This window comes from Alkalihalobacillus sp. TS-13 (assembly GCF_019720915.1).
Classification (GTDB): Bacteria; Bacillota; Bacilli; order Bacillales; family Fictibacillaceae; genus Pseudalkalibacillus.
Genome location: NZ_JAHKSI010000001.1, coordinates 3,329,919 through 3,354,110, shown reverse-complemented (window position 1 = coordinate 3,354,110; position 24,192 = coordinate 3,329,919). Strand labels below are relative to the sequence as shown.

Annotated in this window: 24 protein-coding genes and 1 riboswitch; of the genes, 17 read left to right on the top strand and 7 right to left on the bottom strand. The window is 41.9% G+C overall.

All coding sequences use genetic code 11. From position 1 onward, the window contains the following. Nucleotides 1–4 precede the first annotated feature (4 nt). Nucleotides 5–355 (bottom strand): YflT domain-containing protein, encoded by a 351-nt coding sequence (locus KOL94_RS15960; RefSeq protein ID WP_221567372.1) that lies wholly within the window; start codon nucleotides 353–355, stop codon nucleotides 5–7. A gap of 198 nt (nucleotides 356–553) precedes the next feature. Here KOL94_RS15960 and KOL94_RS15955 point away from each other — a divergent pair, with 198 nt between their 5' ends. The 3 genes from KOL94_RS15955 to KOL94_RS15945 all read left to right on the top strand — a co-directional run bounded on the left by KOL94_RS15955 (nucleotide 554) and on the right by KOL94_RS15945 (nucleotide 2,419). Then, the gene (locus tag KOL94_RS15955; RefSeq protein ID WP_221567371.1) at nucleotides 554–919 is read left to right on the top strand and encodes a DUF1499 domain-containing protein; all 366 of its coding nucleotides are present in this window, start codon (nucleotides 554–556) and stop codon (nucleotides 917–919) included. An 815-nt stretch (nucleotides 920–1,734) separates the two neighbouring features. Continuing rightward, complete coding sequence (locus tag KOL94_RS15950) at nucleotides 1,735–2,040, top strand: hypothetical protein (protein ID WP_221567370.1); 306 nt, start codon at nucleotides 1,735–1,737, stop codon at nucleotides 2,038–2,040. Nucleotides 2,041–2,140: 100 nt separating this feature from the next. Next, nucleotides 2,141–2,419: a DUF5327 family protein gene (locus KOL94_RS15945; RefSeq protein WP_221567369.1), complete on the top strand. Its 279-nt coding sequence runs from the start codon at nucleotides 2,141–2,143 to the stop codon at nucleotides 2,417–2,419. A gap of 341 nt (nucleotides 2,420–2,760) precedes the next feature. On the opposite strand, the gene KOL94_RS15940 is transcribed toward KOL94_RS15945, so the two are convergent. Continuing rightward, the gene (locus KOL94_RS15940) at nucleotides 2,761–4,404 is read right to left on the bottom strand and encodes a glycoside hydrolase family 13 protein (RefSeq protein WP_221567368.1); all 1,644 of its coding nucleotides are present in this window, start codon (nucleotides 4,402–4,404) and stop codon (nucleotides 2,761–2,763) included. A 197-nt stretch (nucleotides 4,405–4,601) separates the two neighbouring features. On the opposite strand from KOL94_RS15940, the gene KOL94_RS15935 reads away from it, so the two are divergent. From KOL94_RS15935 to KOL94_RS15915, 5 genes are all read left to right on the top strand, one after another. Beyond that, nucleotides 4,602–5,792, top strand: coding sequence for an MFS transporter (locus tag KOL94_RS15935; protein ID WP_221567367.1), 1,191 nt, complete (start codon nucleotides 4,602–4,604; stop codon nucleotides 5,790–5,792). 168 nt (nucleotides 5,793–5,960) lie between these two features. Beyond that, nucleotides 5,961–6,485, top strand: coding sequence for a sigma-70 family RNA polymerase sigma factor (locus KOL94_RS15930; protein WP_221567366.1), 525 nt, complete (start codon nucleotides 5,961–5,963; stop codon nucleotides 6,483–6,485). Continuing rightward, a complete protein-coding gene (locus KOL94_RS15925) occupies nucleotides 6,478–6,687 on the top strand; it encodes a YvrJ family protein (RefSeq protein ID WP_221567365.1) in 210 nt (69 codons plus the stop codon). Before KOL94_RS15930 ends, KOL94_RS15925 begins: the two co-directional genes overlap by 8 nt. Then, nucleotides 6,635–6,916, top strand: coding sequence for a helix-turn-helix domain-containing protein (locus KOL94_RS15920; RefSeq protein WP_221567364.1), 282 nt, complete (start codon nucleotides 6,635–6,637; stop codon nucleotides 6,914–6,916). The genes KOL94_RS15925 and KOL94_RS15920 overlap by 53 nt, the downstream gene beginning before the upstream one ends. A 94-nt stretch (nucleotides 6,917–7,010) precedes the next feature. Continuing rightward, nucleotides 7,011–7,382 carry a DUF423 domain-containing protein gene (locus KOL94_RS15915; RefSeq protein WP_221567363.1) on the top strand — a complete coding sequence of 124 codons (372 nt, stop codon included), beginning with the start codon at nucleotides 7,011–7,013 and terminating at the stop codon, nucleotides 7,380–7,382. Nucleotides 7,383–7,856: 474 nt separating this feature from the next. Here KOL94_RS15915 and gerQ read toward each other — a convergent pair whose 3' ends face one another. From gerQ to hemQ, 3 genes are all read right to left on the bottom strand, one after another. After that, nucleotides 7,857–8,318: a spore coat protein GerQ gene (gerQ, locus tag KOL94_RS15910; protein ID WP_260412345.1), complete on the bottom strand. Its 462-nt coding sequence runs from the start codon at nucleotides 8,316–8,318 to the stop codon at nucleotides 7,857–7,859. Between the two features lie 72 nt (nucleotides 8,319–8,390). Continuing rightward, nucleotides 8,391–8,822 carry a cell wall hydrolase gene (locus KOL94_RS15905; protein ID WP_221567361.1) on the bottom strand — a complete coding sequence of 144 codons (432 nt, stop codon included), beginning with the start codon at nucleotides 8,820–8,822 and terminating at the stop codon, nucleotides 8,391–8,393. 170 nt (nucleotides 8,823–8,992) lie between these two features. After that, nucleotides 8,993–9,739, bottom strand: coding sequence for a hydrogen peroxide-dependent heme synthase (gene hemQ, locus KOL94_RS15900; RefSeq protein WP_221567360.1), 747 nt, complete (start codon nucleotides 9,737–9,739; stop codon nucleotides 8,993–8,995). Between the two features lie 340 nt (nucleotides 9,740–10,079). On the opposite strand from hemQ, the gene pta reads away from it, so the two are divergent. Then, nucleotides 10,080–11,057: a phosphate acetyltransferase gene (gene pta, locus KOL94_RS15895; protein ID WP_221567359.1), complete on the top strand. Its 978-nt coding sequence runs from the start codon at nucleotides 10,080–10,082 to the stop codon at nucleotides 11,055–11,057. A gap of 184 nt (nucleotides 11,058–11,241) precedes the next feature. Here the strand turns inward: pta and lipL are convergent, their stop codons facing one another. Next, nucleotides 11,242–12,075 (bottom strand): octanoyl-[GcvH]:protein N-octanoyltransferase, encoded by an 834-nt coding sequence (lipL, locus tag KOL94_RS15890; RefSeq protein ID WP_221567760.1) that lies wholly within the window; start codon nucleotides 12,073–12,075, stop codon nucleotides 11,242–11,244. A gap of 361 nt (nucleotides 12,076–12,436) precedes the next feature. Here lipL and KOL94_RS15885 point away from each other — a divergent pair, with 361 nt between their 5' ends. The 4 genes from KOL94_RS15885 to KOL94_RS15870 all read left to right on the top strand — a co-directional run bounded on the left by KOL94_RS15885 (nucleotide 12,437) and on the right by KOL94_RS15870 (nucleotide 17,770). Continuing rightward, nucleotides 12,437–13,681: a dicarboxylate/amino acid:cation symporter gene (locus tag KOL94_RS15885; protein ID WP_221567358.1), complete on the top strand. Its 1,245-nt coding sequence runs from the start codon at nucleotides 12,437–12,439 to the stop codon at nucleotides 13,679–13,681. A gap of 179 nt (nucleotides 13,682–13,860) precedes the next feature. Further along, nucleotides 13,861–15,414 carry a spore germination protein gene (locus KOL94_RS15880; RefSeq protein ID WP_221567357.1) on the top strand — a complete coding sequence of 518 codons (1,554 nt, stop codon included), beginning with the start codon at nucleotides 13,861–13,863 and terminating at the stop codon, nucleotides 15,412–15,414. After that, entirely contained in the window at nucleotides 15,407–16,636 is a 1,230-nt protein-coding gene (locus KOL94_RS15875) for a Ger(x)C family spore germination protein (protein ID WP_221567356.1), read from the top strand. Before KOL94_RS15880 ends, KOL94_RS15875 begins: the two co-directional genes overlap by 8 nt. Nucleotides 16,637–16,669: 33 nt before the next feature. Continuing rightward, on the top strand, nucleotides 16,670–17,770 hold the full coding sequence (locus KOL94_RS15870) for a GerAB/ArcD/ProY family transporter (protein ID WP_221567355.1): 1,101 nt from the start codon (nucleotides 16,670–16,672) through the stop codon (nucleotides 17,768–17,770). Here KOL94_RS15870 and KOL94_RS15865 read toward each other — a convergent pair. Then, nucleotides 17,759–17,959 carry a YczF family membrane protein gene (locus tag KOL94_RS15865; RefSeq protein ID WP_221567354.1) on the bottom strand — a complete coding sequence of 67 codons (201 nt, stop codon included), beginning with the start codon at nucleotides 17,957–17,959 and terminating at the stop codon, nucleotides 17,759–17,761. The two genes, KOL94_RS15870 and KOL94_RS15865, sit on opposite strands and share 12 nt — an antisense overlap. Nucleotides 17,960–18,217: 258 nt before the next feature. Between KOL94_RS15865 and KOL94_RS15860 the strand changes: the two genes are divergently transcribed. The 4 genes from KOL94_RS15860 to KOL94_RS15845 all read left to right on the top strand — a co-directional run bounded on the left by KOL94_RS15860 (nucleotide 18,218) and on the right by KOL94_RS15845 (nucleotide 24,181). Beyond that, nucleotides 18,218–19,510 (top strand): HD domain-containing protein, encoded by a 1,293-nt coding sequence (locus KOL94_RS15860; protein ID WP_221567353.1) that lies wholly within the window; start codon nucleotides 18,218–18,220, stop codon nucleotides 19,508–19,510. A gap of 13 nt (nucleotides 19,511–19,523) precedes the next feature. After that, a complete protein-coding gene (locus tag KOL94_RS15855; protein WP_221567352.1) occupies nucleotides 19,524–20,033 on the top strand; it encodes a YwgA family protein in 510 nt (169 codons plus the stop codon). Nucleotides 20,034–20,337: 304 nt separating this feature from the next. Next, nucleotides 20,338–20,539, top strand: a riboswitch (cobalamin riboswitch). 365 nt (nucleotides 20,540–20,904) lie between these two features. After that, the gene (locus KOL94_RS15850; RefSeq protein WP_260412344.1) at nucleotides 20,905–23,142 is read left to right on the top strand and encodes a ribonucleoside-diphosphate reductase subunit alpha; all 2,238 of its coding nucleotides are present in this window, start codon (nucleotides 20,905–20,907) and stop codon (nucleotides 23,140–23,142) included. Beyond that, nucleotides 23,132–24,181 carry a ribonucleotide-diphosphate reductase subunit beta gene (locus KOL94_RS15845; RefSeq protein WP_311775155.1) on the top strand — a complete coding sequence of 350 codons (1,050 nt, stop codon included), beginning with the start codon at nucleotides 23,132–23,134 and terminating at the stop codon, nucleotides 24,179–24,181. Before KOL94_RS15850 ends, KOL94_RS15845 begins: the two co-directional genes overlap by 11 nt. The last annotated feature ends 11 nt before the right edge of the window (nucleotides 24,182–24,192 follow it).

Genomic DNA, 24,192 nt, shown 5'->3' with positions numbered 1-24,192 from the left:
TAACTTAAATCCAATCTTGTACCTTTTTGTGATCTGTCACTAACATGAGGATTTTTCCTTCATCAAGTCTTTCCTCATATTCATCAGCCTCTTGTTGTGAGAAGCCCATTTCTTTGAACTTCGCTCTCAATTCGTCACCCTTCTTGTTGAATATATTTCCGACAGCCGTATCGAGTCCCATTTCTTTAACTCCGACCGTGTTGGCATCTGCACTGCCAGCTATCCTGTTTGTACGGTCCTCATCATGGGAGATTACATACACATCGTCTTTATTTAATCCTCGGTTTTGCAAGTCTTTCACATCATTCTTCAACGCTTCATCATTAACATATTCTCTTACAATAGGTTTTGCCATTTTGTAAAACCTCCTTTTGTCAATGTATTATTTCAATTTCACAATAACAGGTTGTTTAAACCTCTTTTCATCTAAATATCGATTAACGCTCCGTTACATCAATTTTACGATTGTTGCGAAGGGTAAATCTTTGCGTAAGAGATTAAGATTAGTAAAGTGGTAAGGAGGGAAATAGGGGTGTGTGAAGGAGGAGATAGAATGACCGATAAAAAAAGTTTGGAAGCTTGTCCATCCTCTCCAAATTGTGTGTCATCCCAAAGTGCTAGTGAAAAACATAATATCTCGCCTATCTCATACAACAGTTCTTCTGATCATGCCTATGAAACAATATTGAAAGTACTTAACAACATGAGCGGGACCAAGGTGGTAGAAGAAGCGAAGGATTATATTCGAGCTGAGTGCAAGTCGAAGTGGCTGAAGGTCGTATCCGATTTGGAATTTTTACTTGATGAGAGCAACAAGATCGTCGATGTCCGGGCAGCGTCCCGAGTCGGATATACAGATTTAGGTACCAATCGAAAAAGAGTCGAATATATTAGACAGAAATTCATCCAAAAGGTTTAAACGTCTAGAAAAATGGAAGCGACAATGGGTTCATGAAAGACTCCCGTTGTAACTTCCATTCTTTCTTACTTTAGTAATGTTAATTAATACTGTAGATTTCTGACTAAGTTTGATTGAAGCGAAATTCACGACACTCCTGCGGGAAAAGCGAGCCAGGCGAGACCTACAGCGAATTAAGGATCTTCGACTATAATAATGAACTTCGACTAAATACCACCACGTCCTGTGGTGAACGTCGAAGCCAGCAGAAGGAACGCTTCTAAGAATTTTCATCGCAGACACGAAAATGATTTCATTTTTGTGTCGAGATCCTGTGCAAGTGAGGAGGCTTGCGGAATTGGGTTAATACAGAGAAGTGATATCTAGCTCAGCGACCAATCACTTGGATCACTTCAAACTTCCTGCGGCGGCAACACATTGATTGACATGCTTATGAGTTAGCCCACGCAGAACCAAGTCTTTGTTTGGTTCGAGCTTCCTCGTCCGTTTTCCAGTGACCTACGTGACTAATCGGGTCGCTTCCGCTTTTCGTTTGCCCGTGGAAAGGGAGTGAATTTCGAGAAATCAGAAATATAGAAAATGCATCCAGAGAATCACCAAAAACTAGATGCAAGATTTTCTTTAAAAGTTTCATAACCGATATTACGTCTTAACTTGTGTTAATCCGATTGAATTCTAATAGAAGGAGGGAAGATTGATAGAAGACTTTGACCTGCATTGGCAAATCTCAAAGTTTTTTGTAGATAATTTCTTTGTTCTGGCTTTCAGATTGTGACAAACATTGAGACAACCTTTACGTATACTTGGGTTCATAAATGAATAAGATGATAAGTTCCGGGAATGAGGAGGTGGATGTTTGTTTCGGAACCCAATCAATTGATGAGGGAGAAAGGGGTATAGGTTTCATGATGAGCGAAATCGTTACGTATTGTTTAGTAGTATGGCTTGCACTTATGAGTATTGTACGTATTAAACACCACGATTTGAACGATAAGCAAAATGGATCTCTTCCCGATCGTGTACCGTTTGTTGGAGTCAGAAAGCTTGAAGCAGTCATTCTCAACCGAAGTGTGTATGTGTTTTACAGAGTGAAGAGACATGTGCTTTGGGATACATCATAAAATGTGGCAGGAGTTGAATGATATTTTCCACTTATGTTGTGCTAGACAGGGGAAGCCCTTTATAATGAGGAAAGAATGATGTGAAGAAAGAGGGATTCTCTTGAGTATACAATCTAGTCTAGTTGTCCAGAAAATGATTGACCGCCTTGAATCTATTAAAGGAGAGGTTGATGAGAATTCATCTTCAAGTCAGGTTCGGAGTGAACTGAGTGCTATCAAAGCATATTGTGACTTGTTGTTGGAGTCTGCGGACCAAAAACCGTCAGCGCCTAGAACGGTGAAAGTTGGTAAACCGAGTCCACAGCCTATCCAAGACGTGTCCTCTAAGCGTTTGAAAGAAGATGAAGAAGTGAACGGGGATTCAATATTCGATTTTTAAATAAAAAACCTTAGTTGACTTTTACTGGAAATAATTTTGAGCGAAATTCGCGATTCCTCTGCAGGAAAAGCGAGCCAGCTAAGACCCCCGCAACGAAAAACGGGTAAGAAGGCTTGCGGAAAGGGAGTGAATTAGCCTGAAATCCAATATTTAATTAAGCATGTTTAAAAGTTTCACTCATTTGTGAAGCAATTTGAACATCCAATATAAGGAAAAAGGGAGGACTCCTCAATGCCCCCATCTCCGCAAAAAAATCTGTGATCAGCATTGTTAATTTGCTGATTTGTTGAAGTGCGGAAGATCAAGCATTGCGCGAGAGTCGCTCCCTTATTGAAGTTGGATTATTTTGATGTTTGATATTGATAAATCCTTGCTTCATGTGGTCGAAGGGTCGTATCGCGGTCAGCTACTTCCGCGAACACATCTTGGTAGTTCGTGATCTTAAGTACTGCATTCAAACTTTCCTCAGGTAAGGTCATTCTGTAATTTTCATCGGAATGATTCAATACTACAAGCCAGGTGACACCGCCCAAGCCCCTCGTATACATATAAAGATGTTCATCGCCTTCAGACAAGTCTTCATAATCACCATATACCATGACATCATTGTTATTTCGAAGCTCGATCAATTTCTGGTAATAGTAAAAGATCGAATCAGGATCCTCCAATGCATTCTCTACATTGATGTCTTTGTAATTCGGATTGACAGCAATCCAAGGCTCTCCATCTGTAAAGCCCGCATTTTCTGTTGCGTCCCATTGGACAGGGGTTCTGGAATTATCCCGGCTTAACGGCTTCAACTCTTCTAACACTTCATCAGGGTTCCTTCCTTTCCCGACTTCCTCTTCGTATTTATTTCTCATAGCGATATCCTGGTAATCATCAATAGAATCGAAATCTACACCAGTCATACCGATCTCTTCTCCCTGAAAAATGTAAGGCGTTCCAGGCAGCGTATGCACCATTGTGGCAAGCAGTTTTGCTGATTCCACACGATACTCGCCATCGTTTCCGTACCTTGTCACCTGTCTAGTGTGGTCATGATTGTTCAGGAATTGTGAGTTCCAGCCTTTGCCGAACATTCCTTCAAACCATCTCTTCTGGATATCTTTGTATTGAAGCATATCCCAGTCCGGCATATCGTCAGCTACTTGGAAATGGAAGAGGGTATCAAGCTCATTTCGGTCCTCACCAACATATTTCAATCCGTCTTCTGGCGTGACAAAAGGAATCTCACCTACGGTCATGATATCGTAATGACGCAATACATTCTTGTTCATTTCCTGTAAATATTCATGTATACCAGGATTATTTCCCAGATAATTTATTTTTTCAGGCGTTCGTGCGTCTGGAAACCCTTCCATTTTCGCCAGCAGATTGATGACATCCATCCTGAATCCATCAATCCCTTTATCCAGCCAGAATTTCATCATATCGAAAATTGCTTCTCTCACTTCGGGATTCCGCCAATTCAGATCAGGCTGCTCGACAGCAAATGAATGAAAGTAATATTGTCCGGTTTTTTCATCAAATTCCCACGTAGATGGAGTAAAATAAGATCGCCAATTGTTCGGCGGGCTTCCTTCCGGTTTTGGGTCTCTCCAGATATACCAATCACGTTTAGGGTTATCCTTGGATGAACGGGATTCCAGGAACCAGTGATGTTGATCGGATGTATGATTGACGAAAAGATCCATGATCAATTTCATATCACGATTATGGGCTTCTTTTAAAAGCTTCTCCCAATCTTCTATCGTTCCAGCCTTCTTCATAATGGACTGATAGTCTGAAATATCGTACCCGTTATCCTTATCAGGTGATTCATAGACAGGGTTCAACCAGATGACATCCACACCCAGCTTTTTAATGTAATCCAGCTTCTCGATAACACCGTTAATATCTCCATATCCATCTCCGTCTGTATCATAAAAGCTTCTCCAATACACTTGATAAACAACTGCTTCTTTCCACCATTGTCGTTTCAACGTACAGACCTCCTTGAAGTGAATTTAGCACAAATTAACATTCTAAATAAAGCAAAATTGTAAATCTTACAAGATCACATGTATAGGCAAGTTTTCTCCTATCGCCATTATCCAATGGATGATTGGAAGTGTAAAGTCTGGTGACAGCGGGAATCAATATAGGAGAAAATTCGGCAGGCAGGATTGGAGAGAGTGTCATGTCTAAAATAAAAAGTCTATCAGCCCTTGTCATCATGTTTTTTACCATGTTGTTATTGGGTGGATTATCAAGTACGAAAGGTATTGTCCTCGATGAAGTTGAGAGAGATATCGGGCTTGATTTAAGTCAATTTGGACTGGTGGTTTTCATCTTCCAATTGGGCTTTGTATTGGCTAGTGTGATCATCGGTTATTTTACAGATAAACGCGGTGTGAAAGTTATGATGGTGATCGGATGTATCATCATGGGAGCAGGGCTTCTCGGTACTGGACTTGCACAGACAATCGCCTTCTTCCTGGGGTTTTACCTTATTGTAGGGTTTGGACTCGGAGCGATGACAGTTGCCTCCAATGCAATTGTTCCCGCCGTCTATCCTGAAAAACAGGGGACGATGTTCAATATCGCGATGGGAATTTACGGTTTCGGGATGTTTATATTTCCGATTGTGTTGAAGATGATGTTTTCAAACGAAATTTCCTGGCGTTATTTTTATATTGGGATCGCCATATTGTTGATCGCCTTGATTTTTTACGTATTAAGCGTGAAATTGCCTGAAGGGGAAGTGGATAAGGTCAATCTATCGGCTTTCAAGGAAATGCTTGGCCAATACCATTTCATCCTCGTCATGATCTTTTTGATTTTCTATGTGTCAGCGGAAGTTTCTTTTTTGAACTTTTTCCCGACATATTTAAAAGACTTGACTCTAGGCGGTGCATCTGAAGCAGCAAAGAACAGCATGGTAGCGACTATCATCTCCGTATTCTCACTCTGCTTCACAGTTGGACGTCTTGCAGGCGGTTGGTTGATCAATATGCTTGGTGAAAGAATGCTATTGTTATCTTTTTCAGCTCTTAGTCTAGTTTTTGTCACGATCAGTAAAGTGTTTGTGGATGACTGGGTATACTTGTTTGGTATTGCTGGATTGTTTTTCTCCGTTCTTTTTCCAACTGCGACCGCTATTGGAACGAAATTAAGCAGAACAGGCGGATCGGCTCTCGGCCTGGTCTATGTAGCAGCAGGAATTGGCGGGGCGTTCGCTGGTTGGATTGTGGGTGTCGTGTCTGAGGCGTATGGTTCGGATGCCGGGTTCAACCTGCCGATCGTTTTCTTAGCGATTCTATTGGTGTTATCGTTTTTCATCCGTACACCAGGCACAACGGAATCAGCAGAAGGCAAAAGGAAAGCTTGAGCATATTGTTCGCTTAAGTGGGACGATAGACACGAACATAGAACACCCGAAAAGCCTTATGGTCAAAGGGTGTTCTCTTTTTTATACTTAAAATAAGAACAAACGTTCGCGTTTTGTTTGTTTTTTTGGACGTTCGTTTTGCTTTATTGATAAAGGGAGGGATGCAGAATGAGAGATGCAGAGCGTATATTACGTCAAATAGAAAGACAGGGGGATCTCTTATCAGCATTTATAAACCATCAGGATAATCGGATTGAAATGCTGCAATTCATCAATTCACCATCGGTTGATCAATACACGGAATTGAATCATCGCTTCCAACAATTTTGTTTTGAATGCCGATTCATTCATTACATGTCTAAATTCATTTATTATCAAGCGATCAACTATATACGAAAACTCCGGAAAAATCAGTTCCCCACAATTGAAGAGACAGCTTTGGAAAAAATTTTTACAGAAGACAACACACTGAAAGACTATATCCAGACAGAATTCGAGTGTCCTATATTGAGCCAAGCCATTTTAAGATTGACGGAGCATCAAAGGAAAATCATCCATCTACACTATCAAAGAGAATGGAAGTTGAGGGAAATTGCACATTCTCTGGATGTGAGCCCACAATCAATTTCGAAAACACATCGACGTGCTTTGGATCATTTGAAAAAATGGATGGAAGGTGAAAAATATGCTTGAAGGAACGAATGTCGTCGGATGGTTCAACTTGATTTCAAACATCGGTTTTCCGACAGTAGTGGCACTTTATCTCTTGTTTCAATTTGAAAAGAGGCTCGTCAATCTGGAGAGTTCCATTCAAGAAATTGGAGAACACTTGGAAGAGAGGAATGAAAGACATGGATTTATACGGAAGCGTGCAAAAAGCAAAGAAAAAGAATGATAGATCTTCAATTCAGCATATACTCGAGCGCCTGGAACCGAAAATCAAACAGACAGTCATTTCGATGGAAAGACGTTATCAGGAAGATGTCGAACAGGAGGTCAAGTTAAGGGTGATGGAAGCGGTCCGAGGTTATGATACAGATCATCTACCGACTTTGAAGGAATTGTTGGAAAAGACCAAGGAGGGACAAGCTGTTCTTGAGAAGTTGAAAAATGACAAATGTTAGACGTCTTTCTTAAACAGTTGGCAAGCGGAAAAGTTTTCATTACACTTGAAGAAGCATTGTCACGATAATCCAATATGCCAAAAGGAGAAGAATCATGTTTAAATTATTTATTCTTTTAGGTGCATTAAACGCGGGTCTAGCCGTAGTTCTCGGTGCTTTTGGAGCCCATGGACTTGAATCGAAGCTCTCCTCCAAGATGATGGAAGTGTACAAAACAGGTGTACAATATCACATTTTTCATGCACTCGGACTTTTCGTAGTCGCATTTTTAGCTGATAAATTTCCGAACTCCTCAATGCTTGGAGCAGCAGGGTGGATTATGCTTTTAGGGATCATTCTATTCTCGGGAAGTTTGTATGTATTGAGTGTGACCGGAATTTCGAAATTAGGGATCATCACGCCATTTGGAGGTCTGGCGTTCATTATCAGCTGGGTGCTGATCATCATCGCGATGTTGAAAGTATAGGTTTCTAGCAGCAAAAAGAGTTTGAGTCAGCTCTTTTTGCTTTTTTTAATTGTATTGTTATACATTATTGTTGATTTTGTGAAATTCACTCCCTTTCCGTGGGGGGAAGGCTTAACTTGGCGTTGTTAGTGTGGGTTAACGGACACCAGAGACCTTATTTGTGCCGAAAACCTCTTTTTTGAAGACTTAACGGACACCAGAGACGTTATTTCGGTGAAATGAGCCTAAATCAGCCCTATTAACAACAAATAAAGGCTCTCATGTCCGTTAATTTTTTACCTCACAGCCTTTTTTCACAAATAGCGGCTCTCATGTCCGTTAAAGTGCATGCCCAGTGTGTGCCTGGCACCGAATGGGAAACCAGTTGTAGCAAGACTTTCAAAACGGTGCCAGGCACCAGCGAGATGAGGCAGCAGCAAAAGAAAAAAGGGCGTCATCACATCAATGGATGCGTTATCCGCCCTTTCTCAATACTTACCTTGGAGAGTAAGTCACCATTTGTCCAGCACTTTGAGCACTTTGATTGTTAAAAGGATAACTGTACTCGATTTCTTCATCAAACGTTACATAATCCAAGTACACCATCAATAATAAATAACGTTTTCCTGATTCAGGATCACTGATGATGATGTGATCGCGTCCTGCAGCCTCTATTACACCTCTGAAAATTTTTGCCGGCCATTTCGGATTGCCTTCGAATGTCATATAGAATGTTCCAACTTTACCCCGGTTCAAACGAAGGATATTCTCGATATACGACTGTTCGACCGGGAGTTGGCCGTTCATTTGAGCTGCACCAGGAAATCCTGATGGGAATTGACCAGGCACAGCCTGCATTCCTTGCATGCCTTGATTTCCTTGCATGCCTTGAGTACCCGGCATACCTTGCATTCCCTGCATGTTGTTTTGATTCTGACGATAATTCGGATAGTTCATAACAAACCTCCCCATCTTCAATGATACTCCCTATTAAACAGGTATACTCGGTGCTCGGATAAGTTATGACTATTAAAACGTTGAATAGACCTCAGAACAGTCTGCCTCACTAGGCTGATAGAAACAATGGGACTTGAAACGACCTGCATTAGCCTGGTTGTACCACTGTGCTGGACAAGCTCCTGGTGGTTTGAAGAACCATAAGGAAAATTCAGCTGGGTTGAATCTTTGTCCTGCAATCACCTTTTTCGCCAATTTGATTTCACTTTGCCTCGCCCCTTGATAAAAATAGCCTTTCTGGGTCGCTTCGAATCCTCCCGGAGATTGGAAGACCATCCTTTGAATCGTATTGATGTCCTTAAAATCAAGACAACGGACCCTTACCCGATTGACGCCCACATTCCCGACCATGAGCATTCCTAGCTTTCCTTCACTCTCTCCTTCTGCTCGCATCAATCTTGCAAGTGTCTCGATATCTTTTTGATTCGCCCTCACTACTGCCATGATGCCACCCCCTATGAAGTAGGCTTTCACTTACTATACGTATGATTGATCAATCAGAAAATGTTTAGTGAATAACGCAACATTATTCTTTAACAAACCATTACTAAAAGAGCTTTTCGGAAAAACAAAAAACAGCCCTCATATAAAGGCTGTCGATTAATCCAATATGTTTATACAGCTAAGAAAGAACTGACTTTTTCTTTCGGCAAAATGTTTCCTACGTAGAATGAACCGAATTCACCAAAACGTGCACTTACTTCGTCAAAACGCATTTCGTATACAAGCTTTTTGAACTGGAGCACGTCGTTTGCAAATAGGGTGACGCCCCATTCCCAATCGTCGAAACCTACTGAACCTGTGATGATTTGCTTCACTTTACCTGCATAGCCGCGGCCGATCATGCCGTGACTGCGCATCATATCACGACGCTCGTCCATCGAAAGCATGTACCAGTTATCGTTTCCTTCGCGGCGTTTGTCCATTGGATAGAAGCAAACATGTTCCCACTTTGGAAGAGTTGGCTTCAAGCGTCCTTGAATCATTGGATCAGTTTCTGGATCCACATCTTTAGAAGCCATATAGTTGCTTAGCTCTACGACTGATACATATGAATAAACAGGAACTGTGTACTCTGCAAAAGTCGTTTTATTGAAGGCTGTTTCAATTTCATTAAGCTCTTGCATTGTCGGACGGAGAAGCATCATCATGAAATCAGCTTTTTGTCCTACGATTGAGTAGAATGCGTGACTTCCTTGTTGTTGTGCCTCTGTCACTTCCCATTTTTCAAGAAAAGTGAGTAGTTCTTGGATCGCATGCTCACGCTCGTCACTTGAGATAGATTTCCATGCTGTCCAATTCATCGTACGAAAATCATGTAAACAATACCAGCCATCTAAGGTTTTAGCCGCTTCGTTCATTATAGACACTCCTTTATCTCATTACTATCAAGGTTTTTCCCGTAACCATCATATCACAAATCCATGCAAACAAAAAAAGAGGGGTCTGACATTTTTATGAAGGCTCTTTTAGTAAAGATTGTTTTAATGACGTAGAAATATACTCGCTTTAAAGTTTGATTAACGGATAGAAAGGTTATGAGAATTGTGAAAGTAAAAACTTTTTGAGTGAAGCGATTACATAATACTCTTTTGGTTTCATACAGGGATAAAAAGGAGTATTGTAGGACATGAAAAAGATAGAATCATTTTTGAAACATTGAATAAAACTCTGTAAGCATTAGAAAGAGGAGGAGTTAACATGAGTAACATGTTTTCAGTAATGGAACAGAGACTTAAAGCGATCTATCCTTCGATTGTTTTTCCAGAAGGAAATGATCCTCGTATCATAGACGCAGCTTTTCGTTTGGCTGAGGAGAAGGTTTTGAAACCGATTTTGATCGGGGACCAAGCATTCATCAGAACGACTTTGGAACAGAAAGCACTTGACCTCGACCTTGTCGAAATTCTTTCACCAGCTGATTATGAAGGTTTTGATGAAATGGTTGACCTATTTGTGAAACGCCGGAAAGGGAAAGTCAATGAACCTGAAGCGAGGGAAATTCTCCTGGATGTCAATTACTTTGGCACCATGCTCGTTTATATGGATAAGGCTTCAGGGCTAGTAAGTGGTGCAGCGCATTCAACTGCAGATACTGTGCGACCCGCTCTACAAATCATCAAGACGAAGGAAGGCATCAAACGGACTTCAGGGGCTTTCTTGATGGTAAAAGAAGATGAACGGTACATTTTTGCAGATTGTGCAATCAATATCGAGCCATCCGCTACGGATTTAGCTGAAATTGCAGCAACCAGTGCCGAAACTGCGCGGGTATTCGGTATCCCCCCAAGAGTTGCGATGCTCAGCTTTTCTACAAAAGGGTCAGCAAAATCGGATGAGACACAAAAAGTAATCGATGCGGTTACCATATTGAACGAATTGGGCACTGATTTCCCTATAGATGGGGAGCTTCAATTCGATGCAGCATTTGTGCCGGAAGTAGCTGCTAAGAAAGCACCTGATTCTCCTCTTGAAGGAAGAGCGAATGTATTCGTCTTTCCTGGACTGGAGGCAGGGAACATCGGGTATAAAATGGTTCAGCGTTTAGGTGGATTTGAAGCGATCGGACCAGTGCTCCAAGGGCTGAACAAGCCAGTGAACGATCTTTCGAGAGGATGCAACAGTGAGGATGTCTACAAGTTATCCTTAATTACAGCAATGCAAGCATTACAAGGATAAAAACCACACAATAAAGAGAAAAAATCGAGTGTGATACCATAATTGAAATGGTTCACACTCGATTTTTACACTTAAAGAAAGTATAAAAATACTTTCTTCAGTATAAGCGCAACTATGGCTCAGCCTGCAAAAGGCTTGGCTTTGCCAAGTTTTCTTTAACGAGAAAGATTTTCCTGTGTCTTCTTCACCGTTCCAGTGCTTTTTTGTTTCGTTCGACGACACGTTTCAGATAATAATCATATTGATTGATTTCGGATATGGATAATTGTGCTGAAAGTAGCTCTGAATCTTGTTCTTTTAAATAAAGTAATAAGTCCTTCATTAGGTCACTGACAGTGATTGGCTTTCCCAAAAGTTCTGTTAAGGAGGCCATTACGTCTGGATCAACCAAAGGATACATGAATTTGGTTTCGTGTTCACCTTTTGCACGTTTATAAAATTCCCGGATCAACTCAGCACGCTCGGATCCAGAACCGTTCACACATAGGTAGATTTGCACCGCAATCCCACCGCGCAGGCGCCTCTGGGAGATGCCCGCAAACTTCTTTCCATCAATGCTCAAATCATATTTTCCAGGACAGTAGGATGTGCTGATTTCTTTTTGTTCAAATGTTAATCCATATGGCTTCAACAGTTGCTCAGTAAGGTAGACCATAGCATCATATCCGAGGTCGATATCGATTTTCTGCTCTTTTTCAGAAAGCACAAGCGATAGATTCAACACCCCATCATCAAGTACGACGGCTAGTCCACCTGAATTTCGGACGATGACTTCATAACCTTGTTCTTTTAGGTAATTAACGCCATCTGAAAGGTTCGGAAGCCGGCTGTCCTGAATCCCTAATACGACTGTTTTTGGATGGACCCAGGCACGGACTGTTGGTGGAGAACCTTCAGAACCGATGGAACTGCACAAGGTGTCGTCCATTGCAAAAGATTGAAGGGCATGGAATGAATCCCCGAGTGTTGTCTGGTCTATGATACGCCATTCAGGCTGGGATAATATACGTTTAATCATTTCTTCCATTGCTAAAGCTCCTTTAATAACCTCAACCGTTCTATTATAGCATGTCCTGTACAATTAGGAATCTCACTCTCTAGGTTTTGTCGATTTTTTATGCTTAACATTAACAAAATAAGGAAAACAGTGGTGTAAATGTATGCAAATAGGGGATTTTATACATATAGAAACGGAGGGGAAAAGAGAATTTATTGCTACTTTCTAGTAAGGAATAATATTACAAACGCTTACATATCAATACTTCAATAAGTCTTTCTTTGTATAAACATGCGAAATGTTTTATATTGACATTTGACAACATTCTGAAACCATAAGAAAATATCCAATAGCGTAACATTATTAGGTAGGAGGAGAAAATATGAAGTTAAGCGTCCAAATCATAATCGGTCTCATATTAGGTATAATCGTTGGAATTGTTCTTAACCTTTTTGCAGCCGATCTGTTTACAGTTCTTGACAAATACGTTTTTGGTCCAGTCGGAACCATCTTCTTAAATCTAATTAAAATGCTAGTCGTACCGATTGTCTTTTTCTCTATTGCACTTGGTGCCGCTGGAATCGGAGACCCGAAAAAGCTGGGTCGTATCGGTGGAAAAACAATTGGTTTCTTCCTTATCACCACCACTATTGCGATCGTAATCGGACTTGGTTTAGCTTATGTGATCCAGCCAGGTGCAGGTGGAGGTTTTGACACAGGGGAGGCTAAATTTGAAGCAGAAGAAGCTCCACCAGTCGTTGATACATTGTTGAACATTATCCCGACAAACCCGATCGATGCAATGGCGAAGGGTGAGATGCTTCAAATTATCGCGTTTGCCATCTTCGTAGGGTTTGCGGTTGCGATGTTAGGCGAAAAAACAAAAGGTGTACGACGTTTACTTAATGAAGGTAATGACATACTGATGTATCTTGTCAATATTGTCATGTTCCTTGCTCCTTATGGTGCATTTGCATTGATTGCTTCCGCCGTCGGAAGTTTCGGTATAGATGCATTGCAAGCGATGGGTCTTTATTTCGGAACTGTATTACTTGCATTGCTCTTGCATGCCATGATCACATATGGAACAGCTATTTCAACACTCGGAAAAATGAATCCGATCAAATTTTTCAAGAGTTTTGCCCCAGCAATGACGGTGGCATTCAGTACATCCAGCAGTAGCGGTACGCTTCCAGTATCCATGAAGACAGCTCAAGAAAACCTGAATGTACCAAAACAGGTCAGCAGCTTCGTGCAGCCGCTTGGAGCGACGATCAATATGGATGGTACAGCGATCATGCAGGGGGTTGCGACTGTATTCATCGCCCAGGTTTATGCGGTCGATCTATCTTTTACGCAGCTTATTACAGTTGTCCTTACTGCAGTACTTGCAAGTATCGGTACAGCGGGTGTGCCGGGGGTAGGACTGATTATGCTTGCGATGGTCCTCAAGCAAGTTGGGCTGCCAGTTGAAGCGATCGGACTTGTGCTAGGTGTTGACCGACTATTGGATATGACACGTACAGCGGTTAACATTTCGGGTGACGCAGCTTGTGCGGTCATTGTCGCTAAGTCTGAAGAAAAGCACGGCGGAGCACCGCAAAAAACGCCAGATCTAGACATTTAATTTTTAATAATCGAAGACTAAGAGCTGACCAGAGGATGGATTCCTCAGGTCGGCTCTTTTTGTTTTCTTCGTTATCAATCTTTCTGTTATAGCAGACTTTGGGTTTAAACAACGTATACTTCTCTTCGTAAATGTGAACAATGGACTAGAAAGAATTCCTTGAAACGGGGTCCATTTTAATGAAAAGGTCATTTAGAAGATCCTCAAAAAAAATTCGAAGTGATTCCCGTGATACAGACAACGGAAACTTACAAAAGAATGAACCGTTGAGTTCAAATGTTGATGATAATATAAATCGGATAACACAATTGATGGGGGGGAGCAGTGACTTACATATCCAGAGGTTCCGATCTGGAAATGGAGTGGAGCTTGCTCTCCTTTATATTGAGGGAATGGTGGATCAGCATATTCTGATTCACTCTGTCACAAGTAGCTTGATGGACTTGAAGATGGTTGAGGTTCCGGAAGATGTGAATCCAATCGATTATTTCAGTGAATCTGTCTTATCAACTTCCAAGACGACAAAATTGCATAATTGGAATGATACGGTATCCCTATTGCTTTCTGGTGATGCCGTCATACTCGTTCAAGGTTCAGATCAAAGTATCGGCTGCTATTGTAAAGGCGGACAAACAAGAACCATCACTGAACCATCCTCAGAACTTGTCGTGAGAGGACCTAAAGATAGCTTTACGGAATCTCTTGTAACGAACACGTCATTAATCAGACAACGAATTAAGAACCCAGCTTTACGTGTAAAATCCATGCACATTGGTGAAGTGACAAAAACAGAAATAAAAATTCTTTATCTAGAGGGAATTGCGAAACAGGGCCACGTCAAAGAATTAGAGGATCGGTTATCCAGAATTGAAATCGACGGAATACTGGAATCAGGTTATTTAGAAGAATTCATACAGGATCAAACCTTCACTCCATTTCCACAAGTGATAAACACAGAACGTCCGGATGTGGTATCTGGAAACCTCTTGGAGGGCCGGATTGCTGTCCTTGTGGAAGGAACCCCTTTCGGACTGGTCCTGCCGGTGTCTTTTTTTCAATTTTTCACATCTCCAGAGGATTATTATTTACGGTCTGATATCGCAACGTTTCTAAGACTGTTACGGATTTTGGTATTCTTTGTTTCTTTGATGGCACCTTCTATTTACATAGCAGTGACGACGTTTCATCAAGAAATGATCCCTACAGTCTTATTATTAGGACTGGCTGCACAACAGGAGGGAGTGCCATTCCCTGCTTTTATTGAAGCGATGATCATGGAAATCACGTTCGAAATACTGCGAGAAGCGGGTATACGCATGCCACGGGCGATTGGCCAGGCGATTTCCATCGTAGGAGCTGTCATCCTCGGGGAAGCGGCTGTACAAGCTGGTCTTGTATCTCCGGTCATGGTCATTGTCGTCGCATTGACTGCAATCTCAAGTTTTGCGACACCACGTTTCAATATCGCGATTTCAGCAAGGCTGATCCGATTTGTATTAATGATTTCAGCTGCTACTTTTGGTTTTTATGGAATTACAATCGTACTGATCATGATGATTGCTCATTTATGTAGTTTAAGGTCGTTAGGCATACCTTATTTGACTTCTGTTGCTCCATTTAATGCAAGCGATCAGAAGGACACATTCATCCGCTTTCCATTATGGTCGATGAAAAAACGGCCTCATGAAACACCCCAACCGAATGCTTTGGAACGACAAGCTGCTGATGAATAGATTCAAAGGAACACAGAAAGGAAACGGAAATATGAAACGTATCCTGCTGCAAGTCTCTTTAGTGATCATACTTCTACCTCTTTTGACTGGATGTTGGAACAGCCGCCAATTGACTGATCTGGCCTTCGTTATGGCGATGGGCTTTGATCTTACAGAAGAGGGGCGATATAAAGTGTCTTTCCAGGTTGCAGGACCTAGTAGTTCTGCTTCGAAATTTTCCGGCAGTTCCGATAAAAGTCCACCGGTAGTTGTTTTTACTTCGACTGGAGATACGGTTTTTGAGGCATTAAGAAGAGCAGCAAAATCGGTTCCGAGAAGGCTGTTTTACTCCCATACGAGCAACATTATCATTAGTGAAGAAATTGCCCGGAAAGGCTTAAGTGACATGCTGGACCTTATTGATCGTAATCCTGAATTCCGGACACAGATACATATATTGATTGCAAGGGAGAGCAGTGCAGAGGAACTATTACGGCAACTTACACCGCTTGAAGAAATACCAGCACGTAAAATCTCTGGCAGCCTTGAAAATACGGAAAGCTTGATTGGTACAGGATTAGCGATGACCATTAATGAATTGATCGAGACACTGATCATTAAAACCAAGCAACCGATCATCACTGGAATCAAGTCCGATAAACAGCCTTTAGTATCCCAACAACGTGCCGGAGAGCCGAACCTGGTCATCGATGGCTTAGCGATTTTTAAGGAAGACCGATTACAGGAATGGATTAACGATCAGGATGCAAGAGGGGTACTTTTAAGCTTAGGAAAAATAAAAAGCACGATCATCAATCTTTCCTGTAGGGGAGAAGAAGATCAAATTGTAATCGAAGTCATTCGTTCGAATACATCACTTAAAGTCAACATGGAGCAGGATATCCCTAAGTTACAAGTAGACTTAGGCTTGGAAGGGAATATTGCAGAAGTCAACTGTCCGTTGGCCATTGAATCTTCAAAGGTCGTCCATCAGCTGGAAAAGAAAACAGAAAAAGAGTTGACAAACGAAGTCATGAAAGCAATCCATTCCGCCCAAGAAATGAAACTGGATATCTTTGGTTTTGGAGAGCAGCTCCATCGGAAACAGCCTGAAATATGGAAGAAGGTTAAGAAAGACTGGGACAATCTTTTTTCTGAAGCTGAAGTGGATGTCCGTATAGATTTTCAGATTCGACGAGCAGGACTTCGTACGAACACGATCTATCCATCCGGATCGGAATAATCAAATCATTGGGCAAGGAGGAAGGCACACACTATGGAACAAGTAAAAATAAGCACGATTCAACTTTATGTGTTGATGGTCTTCTTCCAAATTGGCAGTGCAGTTGTAGTAGGGCTTGGTTTACAGGCGAAACAGGGTGCTTGGATTGCTATTTTGCTAGGGATGATAGCAGGTAATGTATTTTTCTGGATGTACACCCGGATCCATCTGTACAGCCCTTCAAACAACTACATGGACATGCTCCAAATAGCCTTTGGTAAAATTCTTGGAAAAGCGGTAGGATTCATATACATCATTTATTTCACTTATCTTGCCGCTCGAGTTCTCCGTGATTTTGGTGAATTGCTACTTTCAGCCACCTTAGTTGAAACACCGTTGTTCATCATTTTAACGATTATGATCCTTGCTTCATTTTACGTTATTTCGAAAGGGATAGAAGTGCTCGCAAGGACAAGTGAATTTTATTTTCCGATCCTAACCGGGCTTGTGTTCTTTGGAATCGCCTTATTATTTGCCTCTAAAGCAGTCGATTTAAAAAAATTACAACCTTACTTCGGGGATGGGTGGGGAGTGATATTGAAAACGGCCTTTCCAATGACGATGACGTTTCCGTTCGGAGAATTGGTTGCCTTCTTGATGTTGTTCACTTATGTCAATAATACGAAGAAAATCAGGCAGACGGGATATTTTGCAATTTTGACAAGTGGGGTGATGCTGGCCTTTACAGCTATGATGGACATCGCTGTCCTTGGTGCAGAGACTGCTGCACGAACGACCTTTCCCTTATTAATGACCATCAGCCATATTCAAATCGGGCAGTTCATCCAACGCCTTGACGCAATCGGTGTTTTCATCTTGATCATCGGCATGTTTTTCAAAGTTTCCATTTTCTATTACGTAGCAGTATCTTGTACTGCCAATGTGTTCAATGTGAACAAGTTCAAGCGGCTTTTTTATCCCATCAGCTTAGTCATTCTTTTTGGTGCACTAACCATCACTACGAACTTTTCTGAGCATCTAGAAGAGGGATTGATAGTCGTACCCTTCTTCCTGCACCTTCCATTACAGCTTGGTGTCCCTTTCCTTGTTCTTGTCATCCTTGCAATTCGTTATCGGAAGGGTTCAACGTCGTAAAGTGATATAAAATTGAATGCCCAAAAATAAAAGAAGTATGAATAATAACACAAATTCAAATTCTTCTGGTACTTTCAACGGGTTCAATTGTTCGACGATTTCAATATGATTATCTAGTTTTAAATCCATCAAAACAATCATTGTGATAAGTGCACATACTAGTAGGATCGTAATGCCGATAATTTTCATGTTTTTACTCCTGTCATCATGCTCGAATAATCCTATTTTCCGCAAAAAAATTTTTTCTATGACTTTACGACTTACAGCGGAACGAAAGTAAGCTTTTTCACTTTTTTCGAAGAGGTTTTCATTTCATTTTAGAGAATATATAATTGTAATATTGTCGAAAAAACAACATGAGAGAGGCTGACTTTCTTGAGTCAGTCCCCCAATCAATATAGACGCAGCTTCTTCAGGTGTAAGGAGAAAGGGGTATCAAGCCAGGCGATGAGCTATATGCTGCAACAATTAGACGAAGAAAAAGTATTTAAAGATCCTGTACACAGATACATTCACGTACGTGACCGTATCATTTGGGATTTGATTGGAACGAAGGAGTTCCAGCGTTTGAGAAGGATCCGTCAACTCGGTACCACGTTTTTAACGTTCCATGGCGCTGAACACAGCCGGTTCAGCCATTCACTTGGGGTATATGAAATCGTTCGTCGGATCATTGAAATTTTTCAAGGGCGCCCGCATTGGGACGATGAAGAGCGCATCCTCTGTTTAGCAGCAGCACTTTTACACGATGTCGGACATGGCCCCTATTCACATTCCTTTGAAAAAGTATTCAATCTTGATCACGAAGATTTTACACAATCGATCATTCTAGGAGATACGGAAGTAAACAGCGTCTTAAAGAGGGTCGATGATGACTTTCCGCGTAAGGTTTCCGAGGTTATCGCAAAAACCTATGAAAACAAGCTTGTCGTCAGCATGATCTCAAGCCAGATCGATGCAGACCGGATGGACTATTTGCTCCGTGATGCTTATTTCACCGGGGTCAGTTACGGTCAATTCGATATAGAGCGTATTTTGAGGGTCATGCGACCGAAAGAAGACCAGGTTGTCATTAAACATAGTGGGATGCATGCTGTCGAGGACTACATAATGAGCCGTTATCAAATGTATTGGCAAGTCTATTTCCATCCAGTGACTCGCAGTGCGGAGGTCATCCTGTCGAAAATCCTTAATCGTGCGAAAGTCCTTTATCAAGAAGGGTACACATTCAAATTGGACCCGCTTCATTTTGTTTCGTTATTCAACGATAACGTTGATCTCGATGACTATATCAAGCTCGACGAAGGAATCATCCAGTTCTATTTCCAGGCCTGGCAGGATGAAGAAGATGAGATTCTCAGCGATCTTTGTGAGCGTTTTTTGAATCGCCGTCTGTTCAAGTATATGGAATTCAACCCAAACGTCCATATGGAACATTGGCACAGGCTTTATACGTATTTCGTCAAAGCTGGAATCGACCCGGAGTATTATTTGATCGTCGATTCCTCATCCGATCTTCCTTATGACTTTTATCGTCCAGGTGAGGAAGAAGAACGCCTGCCGATCCACCTATTGATGAAGAGCGGGGAATACCGGGAACTGTCGAGAGAGTCTACTGTCGTCGAAGCCATTTCAGGTAAAAAACGGACCGATCACAAGTTGTATTACCCATCAGATCTGGTAGAAAAAATAGACGATCAGGATTTAAAGAGAAAAATCAGTGAAATATTAGAATTTTAGGAGGGGATTCTTCGTGCTTGAGCATCATGCGCGGTTGGTTGCATTGTTCGATTATGCCAGAGAGGTCGTAGGACGGAAGAAGCTTCAGAAGATGGTATATATCGCTAAAAAGTTGAACTTTCCTTTCGGAGAAAAATATCAGTTTCATTTTTATGGGCCGTATTCAGAGGAATTGACCTTGCGAGTCGAAGAACTTTGTAATCTAGGATTTATTGAAGAAACGAGAGAAAAGGTATCAGGTTATTATCAGTATCGCTATACATTGACAGGTGAGGGTGAACAGTTCTTAAAGCATTATGATCTTGATCTGGAGCCGTTGAAGGGGTGTGTTACATCGATGAATGAACAGCCTTCACGAATCCTCGAGCTTATTTCGACCATCCTTTATTTCGATCATCTTCCGAAAGAAGAGGTTGTTGAAAAGGTACAAGTCGTTAAACAAAAACAGAAATATACGGAAGAAGAAATAGAAGAAGCATTCCGATATATCGAGGATTTGAAAAGCCAGACAGTTGTATCATAAGGGGAAAAATTAAAAAGGCACATCGGTGAAGTTTTCTGTCGCTGTGTGCCTTTTGATATGGGTTAGTTAAATAATACGTTACATAGTGCTTTCTATTGCAGGTCTTTTTTACTAATTTCTGGGAATATGATGAAAAATTCTGGAATTACGTCAAAATTTCTAAGATTAAGCGTAATTAAGAATTACTCCTCATTTTTCTAGGAATAACCAAAAAAATCCCAAAGTCAACAACTCATAGATCCTAAAAAAACATATTGACAAACACCACATTTAGTGAGAATGTAAGATTAACAACACAATATATTGATATTATTCAAGCGACAGGTGTCTCGTTAGGAGACTTGATAGGGAATCTGGTGTGAGTCCAGAACTGTCCCCGCAACTGTATTTGTCGACGAACGGAATATGCCACTGTATAAGAGAGTCTAGCAATAGGTGCTTATATGGGAAGGTTCCTAGTAGGATGAAGCAAGAGTCAGTAGACCTGCCTGAGCTTGAGTGTTTCAATTCTTCGGGGATTGAGGGTTGAAGCGTAGACGGCTATTCAGTTTGGGCGTGGATCTTTTTTCAAGGTCCCGACTCAATGTCATATCGTCTCCGTTTCAACCACTCGATATCCGAGTGGTTTTTTAATTGCTGTTTTCTAAAAACGTTGTTAATTGAAAGGTGATAAGTTACTTAAAATCTATAGCAAAGGAAATATATGAGACTCCTGCGGGAAAAGCGAGCCAGGCAAGACCCCACAGCGAGGAACTCGCGAGGAGGCTTGCGATCCGCCCGCGGAAAGCGAGTATATTACCAAATTGTAAAAAAACAACATTCGATAAGAAAACAGCCTATTTAATGGATTCATAGAAATGGAGGAATGGATATGTCGACCTTACTAAATAAAAAGCGCTTTCCGAAACGTATCATCGATCTAACTGAGAAGCTCACAGAAAGATTTCCACATCTAGATATATCAGAATTCATCGAGAAAGCTGCACTGCAATGGGATGAGACGGATGAAAAAGCCCTGGTCAACCTGTTGCTGCTCGAAGGGATGGCACAGATCACTCAAGAAGAGCCGGATTGGACCTATGTCTGTGCAAGAATCCATCTTCACTCTCTTTATATGGAAGCAGCAGATAACCGTGATCAATCACCTGGTTACGGAAACTTTCATGGGTTGCTGCAATCCCTCATCGAGAAAGGTCTTTTTGATAGGGGGATACTGGCGCATTATACGAAAGAGGAAGTGGACGAGCTTGAAGCCGCCCTTGTACCTGAGCGGGATGAGTTGTTCACATATGCAGGGATCCGTATGTTAGCCGATCGTTATCTAGCTCGCGATCATGATCGTCATTTGTACGAACTGCCCCAGGAACGCTGGATGGTCATCGCGATGACATTGATGATGCCTGAACCGAAGGAAAATCGGCTTCAACTTGTTAAAGAGGCATACTGGGTGCTGTCCAATCTCTACATGACAGTCGCCACACCAACGCTCGCAAATGCTGGGAAAGCCCATGGTCAGCTCAGCTCGTGTTTCATTGATACAGTCGATGACAGCTTACGTGGTATCTATGACTCAAATACAGATATCGCGATGCTCAGTAAAGCAGGTGGAGGTATCGGAGTCTACCTTGGTAAGATCCGTAGCAAAGGGTCTGACATAAAAGGCTACAAAAACACCTCATCCGGGGTGATCGCCTGGATGAAACAGCTGAACACGACAGCCGTCAATGTCGATCAGCTCGGTCAGAGGAATGGAGCTGTTGCAGTCTACTATCCTGTGTTCGGAAAAGACATTTTTGCATTCCTTGATGCGAAGTTGAACAATGGCGATGAGCGGCAGAGGACGCATGACTTGTTCACGGGCGTTGTCATCCCTGATCTCTTTATGGAAAAAGTCGAAAAACGTGAAGAATGGCATCTGTTCGATCCTCATGAGGTTAAGAAACAGATGGGATTCGAGCTTGATGATTTTTACGATGAAAAAGAAGGTGAAGGGAGTTTCCGGGAAAAGTACGAACAATGCGTTAAAAATCCATTCTTATCACGTGAAACGGTTCCAGCGATTGATATTATGAAGCGGATCATGATCAGTCAGCTTGAAACAGGCGGGCCGTTCATGTTTTACAAGGATACGGTGAACCGTCTTAATAACAACCATCATGAAGGTATTATCTATTGCACTAACCTTTGTACGGAAATTACGCAAAACCAATCAGCAACAACTGTTGAAGAAGAAACAACTACAGATGGGAAAATCATCATCACAAAAACACCGGGTGACTTCGTCGTCTGTAATCTATCGAGCCTCTCTCTTGCGAAAGTCGTGAAGGAAGAGGTGTTGGAGCGGGTTATTCCGATCCAGGTAAGGATGCTTGATAACGTCATCGAGCTCAACAAAAATAAAATCGAAGTAAAGCAAGCGATCTTGACGAATGACAAATACCGGGCGATCGGATTAGGGACGTTCGGCTGGCATCACTTACTCGCACAGGAAGGGATCCGCTGGGAGTCGGAAGAAGCGGTGGCATTCGCGGATCAGCTTTATGAAAAAATCAATTTCCTGACAATCCAGGCAAGCCATGCCCTTGCAAAAGAAAAAGGAGCTTATCCGACATTTGAAGGCAGTGACTGGAGTACAGGCGATTATTTTAAAAAGAGAGGGTATGAAAGTGCGGAGTGGAGCTGTCTAGCCGAAAAAATCCAACAAGATGGAGTCCGGAACGGTTGGCTGCTTGCAGTCGCACCGAATGCCTCAACGAGTATCATTGCAGGCTCCACTGCGAGTATCGATCCGATTTTTAAAAAGCAATATGCAGAAGAAAAGAAAAACTCAAAAATACCTGTGACGGCTCCAGACTTGTCACCTGAAACGACGTGGTTCTACAAGAGTGCGTATGATATCGACCAAAAATGGAGCATCCGCCAAAATGCAGTCAGGCAGCGTCATGTCGATCAATCGGTATCGTTCAATCTTTATGTACGGAATACGGTGAAAGCGAAAGAACTTCTAGACCTGCACTTGTCCGCCTGGAAATCTGGATTGAAGTCGACCTATTACGTCCGGTCTACTTCCCATGAAGATGTAGAAGGGTGTGATTCTTGTGAAAGCTGATTCGACTGGAACCTTGAATTTGAGAGAACTTTATGTACCAGAAGCCCCTAACGCATCAACGGGAATTTTGAATGGCCAAAGCTCAAATGTCTTGAACTGGGACGATGTACGCTATACGTGGGCTTACCCGTTGTATAAACAGATGCTTTCAAACTTTTGGACCCCATTCGAGATCAATATGTCAGGTGATCGCAAGCAATACGCGGAGCTGTCCGCAGACGAAAAGGAAGCATTCAACAAAATCATCGGCCTGCTCGCATTTCTCGACAGTATCCAGACAGATTATGCGAACAGGGTCGCCGGTTATTTGACAGATTCGAGCTTGACGGCATTGATGACGGTCCTTGCTTTTCAGGAGGTCGTCCACAATCAATCGTATTCTTACGTTCTTTCAAGTCTTGTCGATAAAGGGAAGCAGGATGAGATTTTCGAGTATTGGAAGCATGATTCGGTCTTACGGGAGCGGAATGAATTCATCATCGAAGGCTATGAATCATTCGTGAAAAACCCGACACCAGAAACGTTTTTGGAGTCGATCGTCTATGACGTCGTACTAGAAGGGTTGAACTTTTACTCAGGATTCAGTTTCTTCTATAACCTCGCACGGAACCAAAAGATGGTGTCGACTTCGACGATGATCAATTACATCAACCGGGATGAACAGCTCCACGTTCATCTGTTCACGAAAATCTACCATGCGGTCATCGAGGAATTTTCTTTGGATCCGATAGAAGCACAGCATTTTGTCAGGAAAACATTCGAAAAAGCGACAGAGCTTGAAATTAAGTGGGGAAGTTATATTTTAGGGGACCGGTTCCCTGGCATCACGTCATCCGAACTTGATGCCTATATCAAATTCATCGCAAACAAGCGGGTGAATCAGCTTGGGGCTGAGCGACCTTATCCTGAACATCGTAAAAATCCGATGCCATGGATCAAAGCCTATGAATCGGTGAATGAAGGGAAAAGTGACTTTTTTGAACAAAAGTCCCGCCAATATACGAAGGTTTCTGACGATAACGGTTTTGATGATCTTTAATAGATGGCTTT

Excerpts from the sequence above, each read along its gene's own strand:
- KOL94_RS15905 (WP_221567361.1), bottom strand. The coding sequence starts at position 8,822 with ATGGCAGTAGTGAGGGCGAATCAAAAAGATATCGAGACACTTGCAAGA.
- KOL94_RS15930 (WP_221567366.1), top strand. The coding sequence starts at position 5,961 with ATGAGAGATGCAGAGCGTATATTACGTCAAATAGAAAGACAGGGGGAT.
- KOL94_RS15880 (WP_221567357.1), top strand. The coding sequence starts at position 13,861 with ATGAAAAGGTCATTTAGAAGATCCTCAAAAAAAATTCGAAGTGATTCC.
- KOL94_RS15875 (WP_221567356.1), top strand. The coding sequence starts at position 15,407 with ATGAATAGATTCAAAGGAACACAGAAAGGAAACGGAAATATGAAACGT.
- KOL94_RS15950 (WP_221567370.1), top strand. The coding sequence starts at position 1,735 with ATGAATAAGATGATAAGTTCCGGGAATGAGGAGGTGGATGTTTGTTTC.
- KOL94_RS15955 (WP_221567371.1), top strand. The coding sequence starts at position 554 with ATGACCGATAAAAAAAGTTTGGAAGCTTGTCCATCCTCTCCAAATTGT.
- KOL94_RS15870 (WP_221567355.1), top strand. The coding sequence starts at position 16,670 with ATGGAACAAGTAAAAATAAGCACGATTCAACTTTATGTGTTGATGGTC.
- KOL94_RS15920 (WP_221567364.1), top strand. The coding sequence starts at position 6,635 with ATGAAAGACATGGATTTATACGGAAGCGTGCAAAAAGCAAAGAAAAAG.
- KOL94_RS15865 (WP_221567354.1), bottom strand. The coding sequence starts at position 17,959 with ATGAAAATTATCGGCATTACGATCCTACTAGTATGTGCACTTATCACA.
- KOL94_RS15935 (WP_221567367.1), top strand. The coding sequence starts at position 4,602 with ATGTCTAAAATAAAAAGTCTATCAGCCCTTGTCATCATGTTTTTTACC.
- pta (WP_221567359.1), top strand. The coding sequence starts at position 10,080 with ATGAGTAACATGTTTTCAGTAATGGAACAGAGACTTAAAGCGATCTAT.
- hemQ (WP_221567360.1), bottom strand. The coding sequence starts at position 9,739 with ATGAACGAAGCGGCTAAAACCTTAGATGGCTGGTATTGTTTACATGAT.
- KOL94_RS15885 (WP_221567358.1), top strand. The coding sequence starts at position 12,437 with ATGAAGTTAAGCGTCCAAATCATAATCGGTCTCATATTAGGTATAATC.
- KOL94_RS15915 (WP_221567363.1), top strand. The coding sequence starts at position 7,011 with ATGTTTAAATTATTTATTCTTTTAGGTGCATTAAACGCGGGTCTAGCC.
- KOL94_RS15925 (WP_221567365.1), top strand. The coding sequence starts at position 6,478 with ATGCTTGAAGGAACGAATGTCGTCGGATGGTTCAACTTGATTTCAAAC.
- KOL94_RS15960 (WP_221567372.1), bottom strand. The coding sequence starts at position 355 with ATGGCAAAACCTATTGTAAGAGAATATGTTAATGATGAAGCGTTGAAG.
- lipL (WP_221567760.1), bottom strand. The coding sequence starts at position 12,075 with ATGATTAAACGTATATTATCCCAGCCTGAATGGCGTATCATAGACCAG.
- gerQ (WP_260412345.1), bottom strand. The coding sequence starts at position 8,318 with ATGAACTATCCGAATTATCGTCAGAATCAAAACAACATGCAGGGAATG.
- KOL94_RS15850 (WP_260412344.1), top strand. The coding sequence starts at position 20,905 with ATGTCGACCTTACTAAATAAAAAGCGCTTTCCGAAACGTATCATCGAT.
- KOL94_RS15860 (WP_221567353.1), top strand. The coding sequence starts at position 18,218 with ATGAGCTATATGCTGCAACAATTAGACGAAGAAAAAGTATTTAAAGAT.